Genomic DNA, 16,436 nt, shown 5'->3' on the forward strand with positions numbered 1-16,436 from the left:
CAGCGATCGAGAAATCATGCAATATTATAACTTTTTTTATACTCCACAAAGCTAATGAATAGACTTTACATAGGTGTTATATTGTTTTTGTACTATTTTCCAGCTTCAGGCCAGCTTATTTTTCAACAACTACCCCACGAACTTCAACTCTACCCACGTGATGCCAACAACCAGGCTGTTGTCACAATCAGTGGGCGTATGAACGCCCCTGGATACACTAAAATCGGCGTACAGGTGTTCCGGGAGGATTCCCTGACAAACGTGATCAGCCAGACCCTCGTGGCTACCGACAGCGCTGCTGCCTTTACGTTGGCACCCGTTATCAAAGCCGAACCTGCGGAATATTCGTTTCGCGTGTTTATCTATAAAAATCTCGATTCGACCCTTGTCGCCAACTCCAGGCGGGTGGTTTGTGGCGATGTGTACATTCTGGATGGGCAGTCGAATGCGCTGGCCCTGACAGATCTTGACGTTTTGTACTCTTTCAACTTCAATGATAAGTACTTGCGCAACGTCACGTATCCGTATATGGGGTCACCGACCCAGATGAGCTGGTATCCAGCCAAGCAGCCTTTTGGCACCGTCGGGGGCTTCGGTCTTACTCTGCAACGGCTGATTCTTGAAAACTTTGGGATTCCAACCTGCGTGATGAATGGTGGGCAGGGCGGTACGTCCATTGAGGCCTTAACCATTCGTGATCCGATCAACCATGCGAACCCAATTACGTTTTATGGTGATTTGCTGAACCGGGCAAAATGGGCGGGCGTTGCGACACAGACAAAAGCCATTATCTGGAAACAGGGTGAGGAAGATGCCGGAAGCGCGCTACCTGGTTATCCGGCGAAGTTTGCCAAGCTTTACAGTCAGTTTCGGGAAGACTATGGCAATGCCCGTATCTATGTTGGGCAGATCAATATTCTGGCGAACCCTTCAGATAGTGCAGCTGCGCTGCGCGATTTTCAGCGACGCACAAAATACCTCTTCATGAACGTAGAAACCGTGGCTACCGTTGGCACGCCGGGTTATGATGGGGTTCACTACAGCGGGTTAGCGCACCAGCGGCTGGCTTTCGAGCAATTTCGGCTGATCGCCCGTGACATTTACGGATCGAAGGACACCGCACAAATTAATTCGCCTGACATTAAGAAAACATTCTATAACAACCGGAAAGATTCGATTACGCTGGTGTTTGATGATCAGATGCAAATGGTCTGGAAGAAAGACACCACCTTCTATAATTTTGCCACGGGGGCGCAGATTGCTTATCGCCAGCAGAAAGATTTCTTTTACCTGGATGGACAATCCGGGCTGGTAACGGATGGATTGGCCAAGAATAACCGGGTGATCCTTAGCCTGAAACAGCCGTCGACGGCTAAGAAACTTCGGTATCTACCTGCTTATTTTTCCGACGCGGCCTCACCATTTTATGACGGTCCCACCCTCCGGAATACGCGGGGTATGCGGGCGTTCTCATTCGATGCCGTGCCCATTGCCGATGCGATAGCCCCCGTAACGACTCTGGCGGCACGCCCTATTTCTGAAAAACAGATTCAGTTGAACTGGACGGCATCTGCTGGTTCACAAACCCAGTTTCTGGAACGGGCCGATGACACACCCACGACGTTCAAACTGATTGCCACCTTGAACGGAACGGCAAACACCTTTACCGATACCAACCTGCCCAATATGTTTGGCACCTATTATTACCGACTGCGGGCATTGAGTACGGTCTCTGAATCGACCTACAGCAACATGATCAGTGCACGACCGCTGGTGCTCGGCGTTGAACCAACGGAGCCCGCGGTGCAACTGTATCCGAACCCGATAGCGGCTGACCGTACGCTTTATGTGCAAACGGATCTGGTCACCATTACGGACGTAACCGTGCGTAACGTACTTGGGCAGACGGTAAAGTACTGGCATGGATCTGCCCGAAAAACGCTGTCAATTGTCCTGAACGATCTGGAAGCGGGAGTATACCTGGCCGAGCTTCAAACCGTCGAGGGGCAGTTACTCCGCCGGAAAGTAGTGGTTCGTTGATAAACGAATACTGGCTTTCTGGTCGGAATATGTAGTTTTGTGTCTCTAACACTAGCTGACCGTTTATGCGCCTTGTGATTCTTACGCAGGATGACCCGTTCTACCTCGCCCGTAACATTGATTATCTGCTCAAAAAGTTACCGCCTTATGCCGAAGTTGTCGCCACGGTTGTGTTCGATGTATCGCCATTTGGCAAGCGGGAAAGCTTCAGTGAAAAAATAAAGAAGACGTACGATATTTTTGGCTTACCCTTTTTTCTGCGGTATGGATTCAAATTCGTCACCTCCAAACTTGACAGTCGCAACAATGTCCGCAAAGTGCTGTCTGACCGGAATATTCCGCTGATTCACATTGAAGGAAATATCAATAAGGACGAAAACCTGGATAAGCTCAGAGAATACAAGCCCGATCTGTTTGTCTCGATTGCGGGGAATCAGATTTTCAAACGTAAACTGCTGGATGTGGCCACGCATGGCTGTATCAATTTACACACGGCCTTACTGCCTAAATACCGAGGCTTGATGCCTTCCTTCTGGGTGCTCAAAAATGGGGAAACGCACACGGGCGTTTCGGTATTTTTCGTCGATGAAGGGATTGATAATGGTCCGATTCTGGTGCAAAATAAACTTGCCATTGGGAACATGAGCCAGGCCGAACTGATCGATGTGACAAAGAAGATGGGCATGGATGCTATCCTTGAATCCATCGACAAAGTGCACACGGGGAACTATGAGTTGATCGAGAACGACGCGTCTCAGATGACTTACTTCACGTTCCCCACCCGCGAGGATGTGAAGGCCTTTCTGGCAGCCGGAAAGCGGTTTTATTAAGGAGTAGATAAGTTAGCCAGGAACCTGTTTTAGGTCATGGGCCGATGGTTGGCTGCTGTTATGTGTAAGCAGCTTACTCACGTACTGACCGTAAATTCATGAATATACTGACGTTTGATATTGAAGAGTGGTTTCATATCCTCGATAATGCATCGACCCGTACGGAGGCTGAGTGGAGCCAGTACGAGACGCGGATTTACCAGAATATGGATCGCATTTTTCAGCTTCTGGACGAAACCAACAGCCGGGCAACGTTCTTTTGCCTGGGATGGGTAGCCGATAAACACCCCGATATCATTCGGCGAATCGACGCGGCTGGCTACGAAATCGCGACCCATTCGTATGCGCATCAATTGGCCTACGAACAGACACCGGCTGAGTTTCAGGCCGATCTGGAGCGGTCTATCAAGCATTTGCAGGATTTGACGGGCAAAAAAGTCCGGTCCTATCGGGCACCAGGCTTTTCGATCAAGGAATTTAACCGCTGGGTATTTCCGATTCTGCTGGAGCAAGGTATTGACATCGATTGCTCCGTATTTTCGGCCCGGCGTTCGCATGGGGGCGACGCATCGCTGAATATGTTTTCGCCCGGTTATCTGAACGTGGAGGGTACGTTGTTAAAAGAATTTCCGATCAACACGGCCGCCGTGCTGGGGCAGGATTTGATCTTTTCGGGGGGCGGGTATTTTCGATTGTTCCCGTATCGGGTCATCAAAGGCTTTATGCGACGCTCCGATTATGTAATGACCTATTTCCATCCCCGCGACTTCGATGCCGAACAACCCATGATTCCAGGGTTGAGCCGCGCCAGACGATTCAAGTCGTATTATGGGCTGGAAAACTGCCTGCCCAAGCTGAAGAAGCTGCTGCTGGAGTTTCCCTTCGTCGATTTGTCAGAAGCCGACAAACAGGTTGACTGGGCAAATGTGGTTCGGCGGGATGTGAAACGGTAGTTATTTTTTCCTGACCACCTTTGTGTATTCATCCAGAAGCTGCTTGGCCACAATATCGATATCATACTTTGCCTTCAGTAAAGCTGTTGCGTTTTTGCTGACTTGCTGGCGCAGTTGATCGTTGCCAAGGAGTTTTTCCAATCCGTCCCGAACGGCTTCCGGTGTTAAGCTAGTTAGGAGCCCGGCCGCTTCGTGGGCGCGAATAACCTCGCCAAAGCCTACCCGGTCGGATACCAGTGTGGGGGTTCCGGCAGCCATCGCTTCGAGAACAGCCATCGAAAAGCCTTCCGAGTAGGAGGGTAGGGTAAACAGGTCGGCATCAGCCAGCGCTGCTTTTTTGTCATCACCTGTGAGCATACCAACCATCCGGATGGAGTCGCTAAGATCATGCTGGGCAATGAATTGACGAGCCGTGGCTTCGTACCCATCATCGGAGCCTGCCAGGGCCAGCACGGTGTCCGGATGTTGCCGAACATAGTCCCGGAAGCCCGGCAACAGTAAATCAAGTCCTTTCTTGGCGTTTAAGCGGCTCATGAACAAGACTAATTTCCTGTCCATGGGCAGGCCAAACTTCTGACGAAAGCTACCTTTTGGCGGGAGCGTCGTGAAATCGCTCATCTTCACCCCATTGGGAATAATGACGATGTTGGGGTGAGCATGCCCGAGATACCGTAATACATCGGCCTGCTCATCGACATTGTTTATCTGAACCAAGTCCGCCCGCTCTAAATAGGCTTTCTGGGCCAGCCTATCCATAAGTTGCTTTTTCCAGTTATTGTGCGCATACACCCACCGATCCAGCACCCCATGAATGGTGATCACTTTGGCAACGGATTTGTCGATCATGAAGGGTGCCAGCACCCCAAAATGCCACAGTCCATGGCAATGAATCAGATCATATTCGTGCGCATGCTGCTTGAGAAATTGATAGAGTTCGCCGGAAAATTCACGAAAAAAGCGACTGATAACCGGCGTTCGCTGGCACAGAATGAGCCGCGCCCCCTCGGGTAGCGGATAAGGCTTTTCGCCCGGAGAAATTGGACTAAGAATATCTACCTGATGCCCATACCGGAGTACGACTTCTGTATGATCGAAAATAATCTTGGGAGGGCCACCTGCCTGCCAGGTGTAAGCGCAGATATTTAAAATTCGCATATATACCGCGAAATAACCGATTAATTCTTGATTTTACGAACCACGACAAACAGTAGGCTACGCATCAAATGGATTGAGCCGTTGGGACAACAACGAACTCTTCGTGTTTATTGACAGGCGCTTTGTTCGATAAATAGGCTGGAAATAAGTGCTCAACGCCGACAAACCGAATCATCAGGGACAGCGGAAACCAAAAAGAGATTTCATTGGGGCGCCCATTTGTAAATAATTGAACGAAAACAAGGAGGTAGAAGTACGCCAGAAAAGTGCTTAAATCATTCGGGTTCTTCCGCATGATTCGTATGGCATCATAGAAAACCAAGCCATTGATGCCCCCGAACAGAAGCAGGCCCGGGATGCCATGATTAGTAAAGGCTTCAACAATGGGAACATCCAGGTACGTATACTTGTAGCCGTAGCCAAGAATTAACTTATGGATGTGCTCGCCCGACAGGGAATTGCGAAGGAAGACACCACTGACCGATCGGTTGGCTGCCGAATCGTCCAGAACCGCCTGGTAATCAGCGCCCTGCGCTTTCATTCCTAACAGAGCATACACGTTGTCCAGGTTTTTTGCTAAGAAGCCCGACACGTAATCATACAGAACGAGATAGATGGTGTAATACCGCTGAAAAAAGTAGATAATACCCATAAAACCAACCACCATGATTAGAATGGGAATGGGTTTGACAAGACTACGGACGGCCGTGCGAATCTGAGCGGGCCGAACGTTGAAATACATAAATAAACTGACGGCAAGAATGAGCGCTACTATAGCCGACCGTGTTTGCGTCAGCACCAGCACGGCCAGGTTGACGGCTCCCGCAAAGAAACAGAGCAGTTTAAAGATGACGTTGGATTGCGGTCGGAACAAGCCAATAGCACAGGCAATAATACCAATGAAGGCGTTCCGGGAAAACACGTGCGGGTTCCCCGAGCCTTCATCCCCATTATTTAGGGTAATGGTTGCCCGTTGCCCAATGGCCCAGGTAGGGTCGGTTATCAGGGCATAAATAAGTCCCAGGTTCGATACCAGCGTAAAGAGCACCACAATGGGGATAAATACCGGAATGATATCGTTGGGAATATTGATCAGCAGAAACAGAAAAATCAGGATATAGGCGAAATAGATCATATCCTTGTCATATTCGTCAAAGCCGGGCACGCCATTGAAAAAGAACATGTAGAAGATAATGAGTAGCAAAAAGCTGATGCCTATCCAGAATGTGGTCGTATTAGGCCGATATAACCGACGAAATATCGTGAATGGAATCATCAGCAATAGACCACCCGCCAGCGCTGCCGCCGTAAAGGTTGTGCTCGCTGGAGCCAGTTTCATGGTTTCCCGAAAAAAGAAAATAAGCGGGTAACCATCCACAATAATACAGATACCGACAACCATTCGCATATAGTTGAGTGTCTGCACAAAGCGAATGAAATTGTTCATGTAAGCCTACTGGTTTATAGTTTGTACTATGTCTTTTGAGCTGATCACGATAACGGATCAACTGGCTAAACTACTGCCTGGATCGGTTCAGTCGGAGCCGATGCTGAACGTAGCCAAATTCACCTTTGAGAATAAACGTCAATAATTTACGCAACCGGCTATACCGTTGCCAAAAGGCAGCGCCCAGTGCTGAGGTCAGCATCGGTTGATACCGGTCTCGTACCATCTGATGTTCCTGAAGCCCTACTGTAGCCGCTATGGTTGATGATTTGGCATCGGGCTGCACCCGAAATCCGCCCCAAAAGCCGTTTACGTGTCGGAATCGCATGCCGGGCTGTACACCCAGACGAGCCACAATTTCGTAATCAATCACAAACCGAAGGCTTTCATCCAGCATACCAAACTGGATCAGCCGCTCACGTCGGATAAACAGGGATTGATTAAACACCTGCATGCCTTCGTAAATATGACATTCAACGGAGAAATCGGGTGCTCGCATCTCTTCCAGAATAACGTCTTCTTCATCCGTAATGTACATGTCGCCGAAAAAAACGTCGGTATCCGGTGCTTTACGCCAGGCGTCGGCTACGCACAGCAGAGCGTTTGGGGCAAACACATCATCCGAATTCTGAAAGGCAACATAATCGCCCGTTGCCCGTCTGAAGCCCTTATTGATGGCATCCGTCTGTCCTTTGTCTTTCTCACTGACCCAACCGGCGAGATAGGGCTCGTACTTTTTTATGATCTCCAGGCTACCATCGGTAGATCCGCCATCCATTATGAAATACTCCAGATTTGGGTAATGCTGGTTGAGCACGCTCAAGATAGTACGCTCCAGATACTGCGCCTGGTTATAGGAAGGCGTAACGACCGTTAATTTCGGGTAGGCTTGTGCGTTCGCTGATTTCGCCAACGGACGGTAGGATTGCGTTACAAAGGAACGAAGGGATTGGGATGCCTGGCTCATGCAGTCAATTAGTGGAGAGATTGGTAGACCTCTAATGTCTGTCGGGCTGTTTGATCGCACGAAAAGTTGCGCAATCGCTCCGTGCCTTTCCGGCGTAAGTCTGCCTGAAGAGCATCATCTGTCAACACACGTTCAACGGCCCCGGCAATGGAGTCATCATCTTCAGGATCGAAGTACAAAGCCGCATCGCCACCCACTTCGGGTAGTGAACTTCGATTGCTTAACACCACCGGACAACCACTGCTGTAAGCCTCCAGCACCGGAATACCGAAGCCTTCGTTGAGCGATGGAAAGACAAACGCGCGGGCATGCCGATAGAGGGCGATCAGACTGGTATCATTGGCCGGTCGATAGTGAACACGATTGACGAGCCCAGCCGCGTGAAACAAGGCTTGTTCATCCTGACTAAAGACACCACCTCCTGCACAAATAAGGTGCAAATCGGGGTGGCGATATAATACAGGCTGGATAGCCCGAAAAAAGCCATCGAAATTTTTGTACAACCCACGTTTGCCAACATACAGCAGATAAGGCGCTTCTAAAGGCGCGGCAAGCGTTTCAGAAGCGGGCAACGACTCACCCAGCGTGGTGCCCAGATGAATCACTTTTATCTTTTCCGGCTCAACGGGGAAAAAGCGCAGAATTTCCTGCTTCGAGAATTCCGAAACCGAAATAATGCAGTCGGCCCGACGCATTAACTGCTTTTTCAGGTCGTACAAGCCTTCGCCTACTTCCGGATACTGCTTGCCATAGCGTTCGCTGGTGGCGTCGTGAAAGGTGAGCACAAAAGGCTTGCTACCAATGGCATTCAGAAAATACCGATGGTAGTATGTAGGATGAAAAATGTCGAATTTGCCCGCCTTTACCCGTTGGAGGCTATAGAGCCGGTTCAGTACGGAGGCAATTCGGTGGGCGTTCCGTACCTGTGCCAGACTCCGGTAGCGCAGGTGGCGACTGAACGACGTTTGATCGAGGTATTCGTTATTGGATAACCGAAGCGACAGTTCAAATTCGATATCGGATCGTTTAGCAAAAGAACGCATCAATTCGAAAAAATAACGTGAAACGCCCCCGTAGGATACGCCCGTGAACGATTGATGGTCGTAGAGTACTTTCATGAAGGGAAATCTACAGCCCAGCCGGGTTGTATTTTTCTGAGATGATTTACCTGCAAAAATAGACTTATTGATTGATAAAACCTTGCCAGCCGGTTATTATTCGGTGAGCGGCCTCAGTTTATGACAGGAATATGAACCCGGTCAATAAAACGGGTCAGGCGTTGCAGGGATTCTCGGGCGGTATGTCGCCAGCCGCGCAACACGACTGGTTCCGGTTGGTTGCCATAGGCAGGCTTTATCGTATCAATAGCCAGTGCCTGATGGGCCTTGAGCTGTTGACGGTAACTGGTCACTAAGGAATCAATCGCAGGCTGTTGTGTAAGCTGAAGCCGGTTCTGATAAGGGAAAAATCCCTCGTCAGGGTTTTCCAGACCTTTAAAATTAATAAACTGCAGGGGTTGATGCGAGCCTGCGGGACCAGATACCTTCCAGATGCTATCGGCTTGTTGAATGGTTCGTTCGGGGAGATTCCAGAGCGCAACATGCCACCCCGGATTTCGGATAACGTGTACATCCCGGAAGAAGACGGGGACATGCATCAGCCATAACTGATCCAGACAGAGACCGGCGCAGAAGTCGATAAAAGCTCGCTCGCGTACCCGATCATCCCACCAGGCCAACAAGCGGTCGGTCTCGGCTGATCGGCGAAAGGCTAGAAAATCGGCGCTATACAGGCCAACGTTCTGAAAAAACATTTCATCCGGCCAGCAGGAATCGCCCGGACTTTTCGTGATGAAGGGCGTGATTAGCGCGGTTGATGTCACGAGTTGTTCCCAAATGGAAGACAGGGGGGCCAAAAATTGAATAGACGGATCGGCATACAGCAGCTTATCCTCCTGAGGAAAGCGCCTGAACGCTTCCGCAATGAACAGCGGCTTGCACGCAGCGGCAAACTCAGTAGGCGTATACTTGGCAGACAGGGATTGCAGGGCGGTAGGTGTCAGCACCTCCCGTACAGGCAGCAACGGGTAAGGCGAGACAAAACCAGCGGGCAAGTGAGCCGGGTCGTCGGCCAGGCCGATCAAAACCAGTGGTTTGTCGATTGCCCGGGTTGTATGATGACTGAAACTGTCTCCCAGCGCGAGCGCCTGGGGCAGTTGACGAATAGTACAGATGGTTAGTAGCACAGTGGGTGCAAAACTACATCATTCGAGTATATCGCCCAAAACAGCCAGGTAAGGAGCGTACCAGTTGGCCGATTCGTCGGCGTATCGTTGGTAGTTGCCGCGCTGCAAACTACCCAAAACAGGCCCCAGCCGTTTCAGGCGATTAGGCGGTAAACTACTGCGCATGATAAAATGGGCCAGCCGCCGGTGAAGCATCTGAAAACCAGGTACATCAGCCGGCAGTCGTTCGGCTAATAATTGATTTAGTTTGGTGAGTTGCCCTTGTTTTTGCTGAAGGGGAGCCAGCTTACGAGCCCGATGTCGGGTAAACCGATCCCGCAACAGAATAGCCTGCTGCGCTTCGACAGGGCGCACACCTACTTGCTGCTGAACGTGCGTTCGATACAATTGCAGGGGTTTGTTAATGTACGAAACGGCATTGCAGGCCGCAGCAACCAACGCAATCCAGCCGTCGTAGATGTAATCACCAGGTAAATCAGCCGGTATGGGTAATACATATTTAAGGAATGACCGCCTAATTACCGATGCACAGCCCATCATTCGATTTCCGTCGAGTAGTACTTCCATGGATTCACCCGAGTGCCAGCGGGCCTGGGCAATTGCGTTGAATCGAACCGCTTCCCACACTCGGCTCTGGTGGTTTTTCAGGTACTCATCGGTCACCCAGGCATCACAGAAAGCCACCTGCGTATCGGAGTGATGGGACATGTACTGGGTCATAGTCGCAATTTTTTCCGGTAACCAGAAATCGTCCTGATCGCAGATGTAGATCAGATCACCGGTGCACGCTCCCAGGGCTCGTTCGAAGTTTTTATTTGACCCTAGCCGTACCGGGTTTTCGAGAATACGTACGGCAAAAGGAGCCTTGGCAGCCAGTTCGGTAAGCAGGTCAATTGTACCGTCAGTCGATAAATCGTCGCAAATGACCACTTCGTCGGGCAACAACTCCTGCTCGAGTAAGCTTTGCCATTGGGCTGGCAAATATGCCGTACCATTGTAGGTACAAAGTGCAATGGAAATAGAGGGACGGAGAGATTGAGTCATGCCAACGATCAAATTTGATAGCCATACCTGGCGAAAATAGGACGCCAGAAATCGGTTCCATGAATGTCCCAGGCGTGACAACCAAACGGCAATTTACCATGATTATAGTGTTCAATTGCCCATTCTGGATAAAATTCAACGGAAAAATGGAGGGCCTTCCGATAAGGGGGTATACGCAGACGAGGCCAGTATCGATTTACTTCAATGCTCCAAAAAACATCTTCGTGGTATTGGTGCATGGCAATCTGGTTATACTCGGCAATCTTTCGCTCAAATCGCTTCAGCTGTTTCAGCATGTTCGGTACGCGCCGGAGTGTCAGACCGCCATTGCCAACACCATTCAGGTTAATAATTTCGCGGGGTGTTATACCGTCGGCTTTTTTTAGGTTGAGCCAGGTGGCTACCCGCTGCCGAAGGGTGAAATCGAGTTGATCGAACCAACCCGTAAAATCCCGGTCACGCAGCCAGGGAGCGCCAATGTAGTCATAGTTCTGCTGGCACCAGTAAGTCAGATCATCCTGAAAAACAAAGGCATCCAGTTGATGAATCAGCAGGTATTCCTGGTCGGAAAACGCTTTGTAAAATTCTTCGGAAAGCATCAGGCGATTGTAACCGTCAATGCTGTTAAAATAACCGTCATCGAAGGTACGGACCTGTAGGGAAGGGGCAATCTGAGAGTAGGCAGAAACGTCCAGCGAATGGGGAGCCGCCAGCAGAATCGGGTAGTTTCCCAGTACCCTTGCACATTGCGTCAGGGCAATTTGCTCATACGTAGTGAGTTGGGGTTTATATACGGGTAAAACTACATTTACGCGCGCAGAGGTCGGCTGCTTCATACAAGTTTGGACTGGCCCAGTTGCCTTTGTGTTGCCTCCTGCACCCAGGCAAAGGGTAAGTCGGCACACGGGTGGCCAAAATCATTCAAAATAGTGATGCCTTCCCCTCGTTTGTAACGGCCGGAATAAGGCAGGTAATCAACAAAGTCGAACAACTGGCCCAGCAAAATAATGGCTTCGATAGTCATCGCATTCGCCATATGAGCAGGACCACTATCGATGCCAATAAACAGGTCGGCCCCACGAATGACTTCAGCGGTTTCGAGCAAACTAAGCTTTCCGCAAAGGCTTATGCTACGCGGATTGTTCAGACTAATGGTTGTTGTCTGGCCTACTTCAAGAATCGGATAGGGGTAGGTATCCAGGAGCCATTCGACCAGTTTGTTCCAATTCGCAGCGGGCCAGTCCTTCAGCACGTGGCTCGACTGACAGTGAATGACAATGGCGTGATCGGGCAAATTCAGAGCCTTAACGCCTTGTCGTACAGAGTCTGGGATATACATTTTCGGTTCACCCGTCAAGCCAGGCAGACCAGCGGCTTGCGAAAACGTATACAACAGATCACCCCGATCCAGGTAGTTATCGAAGGTTAACCCAATCTTGTCGGCGGTTGAATTAACCGGGTCTTCCGGACAGTATTTGCATTTCCGGTGCGAAATATGCATGTTGTAGACCTTGTCGTAGATGCCCGACCGCAGGAGCTGCACCCGTTCTCCCGGACATTTCTCCAGCAAAAAACCGTCGAGGTTCGGATTGTATTTAACCAGGTCAACAAACGGCTCGCGGACGACCCAAATGATGTATCCGTTGGGGTGAAGCCGACGTACTTCTCTGGCCACCGGCTCACAGGCAATGATATCGCCCATTTGTTCCGACAGAATAATCGCCACCAGCGGGCGGTCGCCCAGCCTGTTTTTGAGTAGACGCAACTGGATGTATTTTAGGGCAAACGTCCAGAACTTCCCAATGATGTGGGTAAACTTATGGTAGCGATGTATCCAAAGGTCCTGAAAGCGCGGTCCTTCCGTCATATTTAGCGAGATTCTAAAAGCGCAATGACTTTATTAAATGGCTTTTTTAACAGTTTACGGACCCGTACGTACCGCACCGCTTTGGGTGGTTTGATGTAGACGCAGGAATAGGCCCGATACAATTCATTGTGATTGGCCAGTAATCGGGTACGATACAAATCAAACAAGGGTCTTACATCAGGCCGCTGCTGTTCGGGCCGGTCAAGATAGCGAGCCGGTACGGCAGTTGTTTTTGAGCCAGCGCTGGCGAAGCCAAAGCGCGTTTGATGTTTAGAAATATCGTCTGGCTTACTGGGGTTATAGCCACTGAAATGAAAAAACTGCAAGAGCTCCATTGGTTTGGTTGAAGCGGATTCTCTGCTGTTACTCACCAGCCACTCGCCTTGATCGTTTTGAGTAATGTATCGTTCGTGCAGATTCCAGTAAGCCATATTGTAGCCTAAATGATGGTCGATAAGGACATTTTCGTGATAAATCGGGGCGAAGTTGACCCAATGTTGATCAACAAAAAGACCGGCACAGAGGTCGATTCGGCATTCATACACCAAACGGTCTTTCCACCAATCAACGAATTGACGGGCGGTGGCATTGTTGCTGAGGCCAATAAAGCCAAGGTTATAGATGCCTGTATTGAGGTGGTGCTGCTCGTTTGGCAGCTCCCAGTCGGGAATCGGCGACAGGGTGTGGGGCGTTAATACCAGGCTATGGGTTGTCAGTGCGTCGTTTAATTCATGCAGCGGCTGAAACACAATAATATCCGGGTCGAAATAAATGACCTGGCTGGCCTCCGGGTAAGTCTTATAGAGGTAATCGATGTAAAAAGGCTTTACGGCTGTGTTCAATTCCGTTATGTCATAGCGGTCGCACATAGCCGCAAAATCAGGAATCCCGATGGTATGCACTTCGATCATTGGATAATCGGGCAGCAGCGTATCGGGTAAATTGGCTTCACTTAGCTTATCGACCAGGCCAATCAGATAGGTGTAATCTGGATTGGTTTCTCGCAGTGAATCGCCCAGGGTTCGAGCCTGAGCTAAATAATTTATGGAGCAGATTGTAAATGCAATGGTCATAGATTAGGCACGGCAAAGCAAATAGATTAGATAGGCCGTTGCTTAATGCCGGGTCAGTTTAGTAAACAAAGTTACGAGAGTTTCGATGCTTTGTTGTGCTGGATGTCGTTCCAGAATTTTCTGACCCAGTCGTCTGCCCATGGTTTGGCGCAGTTCGGGTGTGTGGAGCAACTCAAGCGTTCGGTTGCTCATGGCATCGAGATCCAGATAAGGCACAACGAATCCGCCGTCGTCTTCGATCAGTTCGGGCGAGCCACCGGCTTTGTCGAAACAAACCACAGGAACATGACATAAGCCAGCCTCAAAGACAACAAGTGGATAGGGATCTTCGCGCGAGCAAAGCACAAAAACGTCGAATCGGCTCATGTACCGCAACACATCGGGCGTTGGCGGAATCAGATGCACCCGATCAGCCAGGCCCGCCTTTCGAATATCGACCAGCAAATCATCGCGCAAGGTACCCGCCGGTACACCCACCCAGACAAAATGAATGGGGCGGCCGGTGGCTGTTTCGCGGCCAATCACCTGGCGGGCCAGGGTAACGAACAGGTCATTACCTTTGCGCCACTCGGCATTTCCGCAGCCACCCACAATGAGCGCATTGTCTGGCAGGCCCAACGACGGATAAATACTGGGTTGCTCAAGCGCTTTCTGGACGTTACGCTCCAGCGAAGGGGTATCGATCAGTGTATAAAGCGTAATGCGGGCGGGGTCGAAGCCGTGTTCTTCCGCATAATAAGCGGCTGTTGCTTTCGATACGGACAGTAATTGAGTAGTTCGACGCAGCAGATAGGCCAGTTCATCGGGGCGGGTATATATCCGCACCGACATATCCAACTCGTGCACGAAGGTAACGATCGGCGTCTTTTCCGGAATGGCCAACTGACCAAACCAACGGCTGCTGGTAACGGTGTTGACCAAGACCAGATCAAATGTATCGAGTGCCAGTTCTTCCCTGATGGCCTGTTGGCGGGCTCTTTGTTTGCGGGCATAAAACCGCTCCCAAAGACCGAGCTTTCCCAATACTTTATCCGCCAGGTCGTTGACGACAAAGCGGTCGGGGGCAGGCCAGAGCGTGACGGGGCAAATAGCCTTGTACTCGTCCAAAAGCGGGCCGCCTTCACCTAACAGCAGATGCATCGACAGACCCTCTGCCTTCAGCAAACGCATCAGGTTCAGTAAGACAAGTTGCGCGCCAGCGCGGTTGGCATCGTGGCCGATGAGAAGCGTTTTCAGGGTATTGGGGTGGGTTTACGGTTTATGGTATTCAGTTTGTAGTCTACGGTTGGCTGGCGCATGTGTAATGCTTTCGCCGGTTCGCCAGCGCAGTCAACAAACCACAAACCGAATACCGTAAACTTAATACGCTTCGTAACTTGGTTTGGGGAGTTTTTTGGCGGGGTTGCCCAGGTACAAGCCCCACTCGTCGGTGTCTTTATAAATAGCCGACGCCATACCAACGAGCGTGCCTGTACCGATATGAAGAAAATCGCGGATGGTGCTGTTTACCCCAAAAAAGCAGTACGGTTCAATCACGCAATGCCCGGACATGACCACATGCGACGTAAAGAAAACATGGTCTTTTATCTGACCATGATGCCCGATGTGGTTGCCGCTCCAAAGTACAACATTGTTGCCAATGGTCGTAAAGGGCTGAATGGTATTGTCTTCCAGAATAAAGCAGTTTTCGCCAATCTGGTTGCCAAACAACGTCGCTTTTGAACTGATGTACGAAATGAACTCATACCCTTTCGCTTTGGCTTCGAGGTAGATTCGCTCACGGTTTCGGTTCATATTCCGCCCGGTCATCGGGGCGAAAAACTTATATTCCTGGGGAGAAAACAGTGTTTCGACCTCCTCAAACGCGACCAGCGGTAATCCTTGGAATTCGGTACCGGTCATGTATTCCCGACTGACGGTAAAGGCCGCTACGTCATGTTCCGAGTCGTGCGTAAGGTAAAAGTGGGCCAGTTCAGCCGTGTCCATTACCCCAAAAATGATAACTTTCGCCATAGTTTAAAGAGTGAAAGAGCGAAAGAGCGAGTTAGTGAATGATCGGAGCCTGTTGTTATGTCTTGCTGCTCTTTCATTCGTTCGCTCTTTCACCTTTTGTTTACACTAATTCATACTCACCCAGCAGTACCCGAACAGTATCGATGTCGTTAAACATCAGGACGTCCAGAATTGAGAGCCAGGGAACAAACGCACTGCGGCCGAATTGCGGATATTGTACCGGTTTGGCCTTGATAAAATTTAGTTTGATGCCGCTTTCTTCAAAGGTTGGCTTATCGTATAATTCGATGCCGCCAATTGGGTTGATATACCGGGTGGCGCTTTCCTGCCGACAAATATCCAGGATACGCTCCTGGGCCTTCAAATCTGCATTCGAGTAAATTGACGAAGAGGCAACCAGCCGGGTGGTAATGCCCAGATATTGATTCAGTTCGATAAGACTAAAGTAGACTAAGTCGGCAATTGAATCGGTTGCAAAATTGATTATTTTTTCGGTTATCGGCATAACCTGTTGATAACAGGGCGCTTTCCGATACCCCTGCTCAATGGTTCTCAGCAATTTACTGCGCCACTTCGGATCGTCGGCCAGGTGTACCTCGTTGATGCGTTTATTCTGGCTGGCATCTTTGAGCGGAATGGTGAACAAGTGTTCCTGCCCGTTGATCAATAATCGATTGCGGTTTATCCAGCCCCGGTTAATAAACGATACGTCGTCGTACAGAATAAACGTATCGACAGCATCCATCAGTTGCATGTAGCCGATGTAGGGCAGGAAATAAGGCTGCATGATGGCAAGGGTCAT

At 50.0% G+C, this 16,436-nt stretch carries 15 protein-coding genes; 3 read left to right on the forward strand and 12 right to left on the reverse strand.

Going from position 1 to position 16,436, the window contains the following annotated elements; translation table 11 throughout:
- Nucleotides 1-54 precede the first annotated feature (54 nt).
- From SD10_RS08690 to SD10_RS08700, 3 genes are all read left to right on the forward strand, one after another.
- The gene (locus tag SD10_RS08690) at nucleotides 55-2,040 is read left to right on the forward strand and encodes a sialate O-acetylesterase (RefSeq protein ID WP_046573448.1); all 1,986 of its coding nucleotides are present in this window, start codon (nucleotides 55-57) and stop codon (nucleotides 2,038-2,040) included.
- 65 nt (nucleotides 2,041-2,105) lie between these two features.
- Entirely contained in the window at nucleotides 2,106-2,870 is a 765-nt protein-coding gene (locus tag SD10_RS08695; RefSeq protein ID WP_046573449.1) for a methionyl-tRNA formyltransferase, read from the forward strand.
- Nucleotides 2,871-2,968: 98 nt separating this feature from the next.
- Entirely contained in the window at nucleotides 2,969-3,823 is an 855-nt protein-coding gene (locus SD10_RS08700) for a polysaccharide deacetylase family protein (protein ID WP_046573450.1), read from the forward strand.
- On the opposite strand, the gene SD10_RS08705 is transcribed toward SD10_RS08700, so the two are convergent.
- The 12 genes from SD10_RS08705 to SD10_RS08760 all read right to left on the reverse strand — a co-directional run bounded on the left by SD10_RS08705 (nucleotide 3,824) and on the right by SD10_RS08760 (nucleotide 16,436).
- Nucleotides 3,824-4,978, reverse strand: a complete 1,155-nt coding sequence (locus SD10_RS08705; RefSeq protein ID WP_046573451.1) for a glycosyltransferase — start codon at nucleotides 4,976-4,978, stop codon at nucleotides 3,824-3,826.
- 64 nt (nucleotides 4,979-5,042) lie between these two features.
- The gene (locus tag SD10_RS08710; RefSeq protein WP_046573452.1) at nucleotides 5,043-6,425 is read right to left on the reverse strand and encodes a hypothetical protein; all 1,383 of its coding nucleotides are present in this window, start codon (nucleotides 6,423-6,425) and stop codon (nucleotides 5,043-5,045) included.
- Nucleotides 6,426-6,495: 70 nt separating this feature from the next.
- Entirely contained in the window at nucleotides 6,496-7,392 is an 897-nt protein-coding gene (locus tag SD10_RS08715; RefSeq protein ID WP_046573453.1) for a glycosyltransferase family 2 protein, read from the reverse strand.
- An 8-nt stretch (nucleotides 7,393-7,400) separates the two neighbouring features.
- A complete protein-coding gene (locus SD10_RS08720) occupies nucleotides 7,401-8,510 on the reverse strand; it encodes a glycosyltransferase family 4 protein (protein ID WP_046573454.1) in 1,110 nt (369 codons plus the stop codon).
- Nucleotides 8,511-8,623: 113 nt separating this feature from the next.
- Nucleotides 8,624-9,637, reverse strand: a complete 1,014-nt coding sequence (locus SD10_RS08725) for a hypothetical protein (protein WP_046573455.1) — start codon at nucleotides 9,635-9,637, stop codon at nucleotides 8,624-8,626.
- A gap of 18 nt (nucleotides 9,638-9,655) precedes the next feature.
- Nucleotides 9,656-10,681 (reverse strand): glycosyltransferase, encoded by a 1,026-nt coding sequence (locus SD10_RS08730; RefSeq protein WP_082111728.1) that lies wholly within the window; start codon nucleotides 10,679-10,681, stop codon nucleotides 9,656-9,658.
- A gap of 8 nt (nucleotides 10,682-10,689) precedes the next feature.
- Entirely contained in the window at nucleotides 10,690-11,517 is an 828-nt protein-coding gene (locus SD10_RS08735) for a DUF5672 family protein (protein WP_046573456.1), read from the reverse strand.
- Complete coding sequence (locus SD10_RS30465) at nucleotides 11,514-12,020, reverse strand: glycosyltransferase family 9 protein (protein WP_394330469.1); 507 nt, start codon at nucleotides 12,018-12,020, stop codon at nucleotides 11,514-11,516. The genes SD10_RS08735 and SD10_RS30465 overlap by 4 nt, the downstream gene beginning before the upstream one ends.
- A 530-nt stretch (nucleotides 12,021-12,550) precedes the next feature.
- Nucleotides 12,551-13,621 carry a glycosyltransferase family protein gene (locus SD10_RS08745; RefSeq protein ID WP_046573458.1) on the reverse strand — a complete coding sequence of 357 codons (1,071 nt, stop codon included), beginning with the start codon at nucleotides 13,619-13,621 and terminating at the stop codon, nucleotides 12,551-12,553.
- Nucleotides 13,622-13,663: 42 nt separating this feature from the next.
- On the reverse strand, nucleotides 13,664-14,791 hold the full coding sequence (locus SD10_RS08750) for a glycosyltransferase family 4 protein (protein ID WP_262507407.1): 1,128 nt from the start codon (nucleotides 14,789-14,791) through the stop codon (nucleotides 13,664-13,666).
- A 189-nt stretch (nucleotides 14,792-14,980) separates the two neighbouring features.
- On the reverse strand, nucleotides 14,981-15,634 hold the full coding sequence (locus SD10_RS08755) for an acetyltransferase (RefSeq protein WP_046573460.1): 654 nt from the start codon (nucleotides 15,632-15,634) through the stop codon (nucleotides 14,981-14,983).
- Nucleotides 15,635-15,734: 100 nt separating this feature from the next.
- Complete coding sequence (locus tag SD10_RS08760; protein ID WP_046573461.1) at nucleotides 15,735-16,436, reverse strand: WbqC family protein; 702 nt, start codon at nucleotides 16,434-16,436, stop codon at nucleotides 15,735-15,737.

The sequence above is a fragment of the Spirosoma radiotolerans genome (genome assembly GCF_000974425.1).
GTDB lineage: Bacteria > Bacteroidota > Bacteroidia > Cytophagales > Spirosomataceae > Spirosoma > Spirosoma radiotolerans.

Coding starts and splice junctions, on each gene's coding strand:
- SD10_RS08690 (WP_046573448.1), top strand. CDS start 55: ATGAATAGACTTTACATAGGTGTTATATTGTTTTTGTACTATTTTCCA.
- SD10_RS08695 (WP_046573449.1), top strand. CDS start 2,106: ATGCGCCTTGTGATTCTTACGCAGGATGACCCGTTCTACCTCGCCCGT.
- SD10_RS08700 (WP_046573450.1), top strand. CDS start 2,969: ATGAATATACTGACGTTTGATATTGAAGAGTGGTTTCATATCCTCGAT.
- SD10_RS08705 (WP_046573451.1), bottom strand. CDS start 4,978: ATGCGAATTTTAAATATCTGCGCTTACACCTGGCAGGCAGGTGGCCCT.
- SD10_RS08710 (WP_046573452.1), bottom strand. CDS start 6,425: ATGAACAATTTCATTCGCTTTGTGCAGACACTCAACTATATGCGAATG.
- SD10_RS08715 (WP_046573453.1), bottom strand. CDS start 7,392: ATGAGCCAGGCATCCCAATCCCTTCGTTCCTTTGTAACGCAATCCTAC.
- SD10_RS08720 (WP_046573454.1), bottom strand. CDS start 8,510: ATGAAAGTACTCTACGACCATCAATCGTTCACGGGCGTATCCTACGGG.
- SD10_RS08730 (WP_082111728.1), bottom strand. CDS start 10,681: ATGACTCAATCTCTCCGTCCCTCTATTTCCATTGCACTTTGTACCTAC.
- SD10_RS08735 (WP_046573456.1), bottom strand. CDS start 11,517: ATGAAGCAGCCGACCTCTGCGCGCGTAAATGTAGTTTTACCCGTATAT.
- SD10_RS30465 (WP_394330469.1), bottom strand. CDS start 12,020: ATGTATATCCCAGACTCTGTACGACAAGGCGTTAAGGCTCTGAATTTG.
- SD10_RS08745 (WP_046573458.1), bottom strand. CDS start 13,621: ATGACCATTGCATTTACAATCTGCTCCATAAATTATTTAGCTCAGGCT.
- SD10_RS08750 (WP_262507407.1), bottom strand. CDS start 14,791: ATGCGTTTGCTGAAGGCAGAGGGTCTGTCGATGCATCTGCTGTTAGGT.
- SD10_RS08755 (WP_046573460.1), bottom strand. CDS start 15,634: ATGGCGAAAGTTATCATTTTTGGGGTAATGGACACGGCTGAACTGGCC.
- SD10_RS08760 (WP_046573461.1), bottom strand. CDS start 16,436: ATGACCCTTGCCATCATGCAGCCTTATTTCCTGCCCTACATCGGCTAC.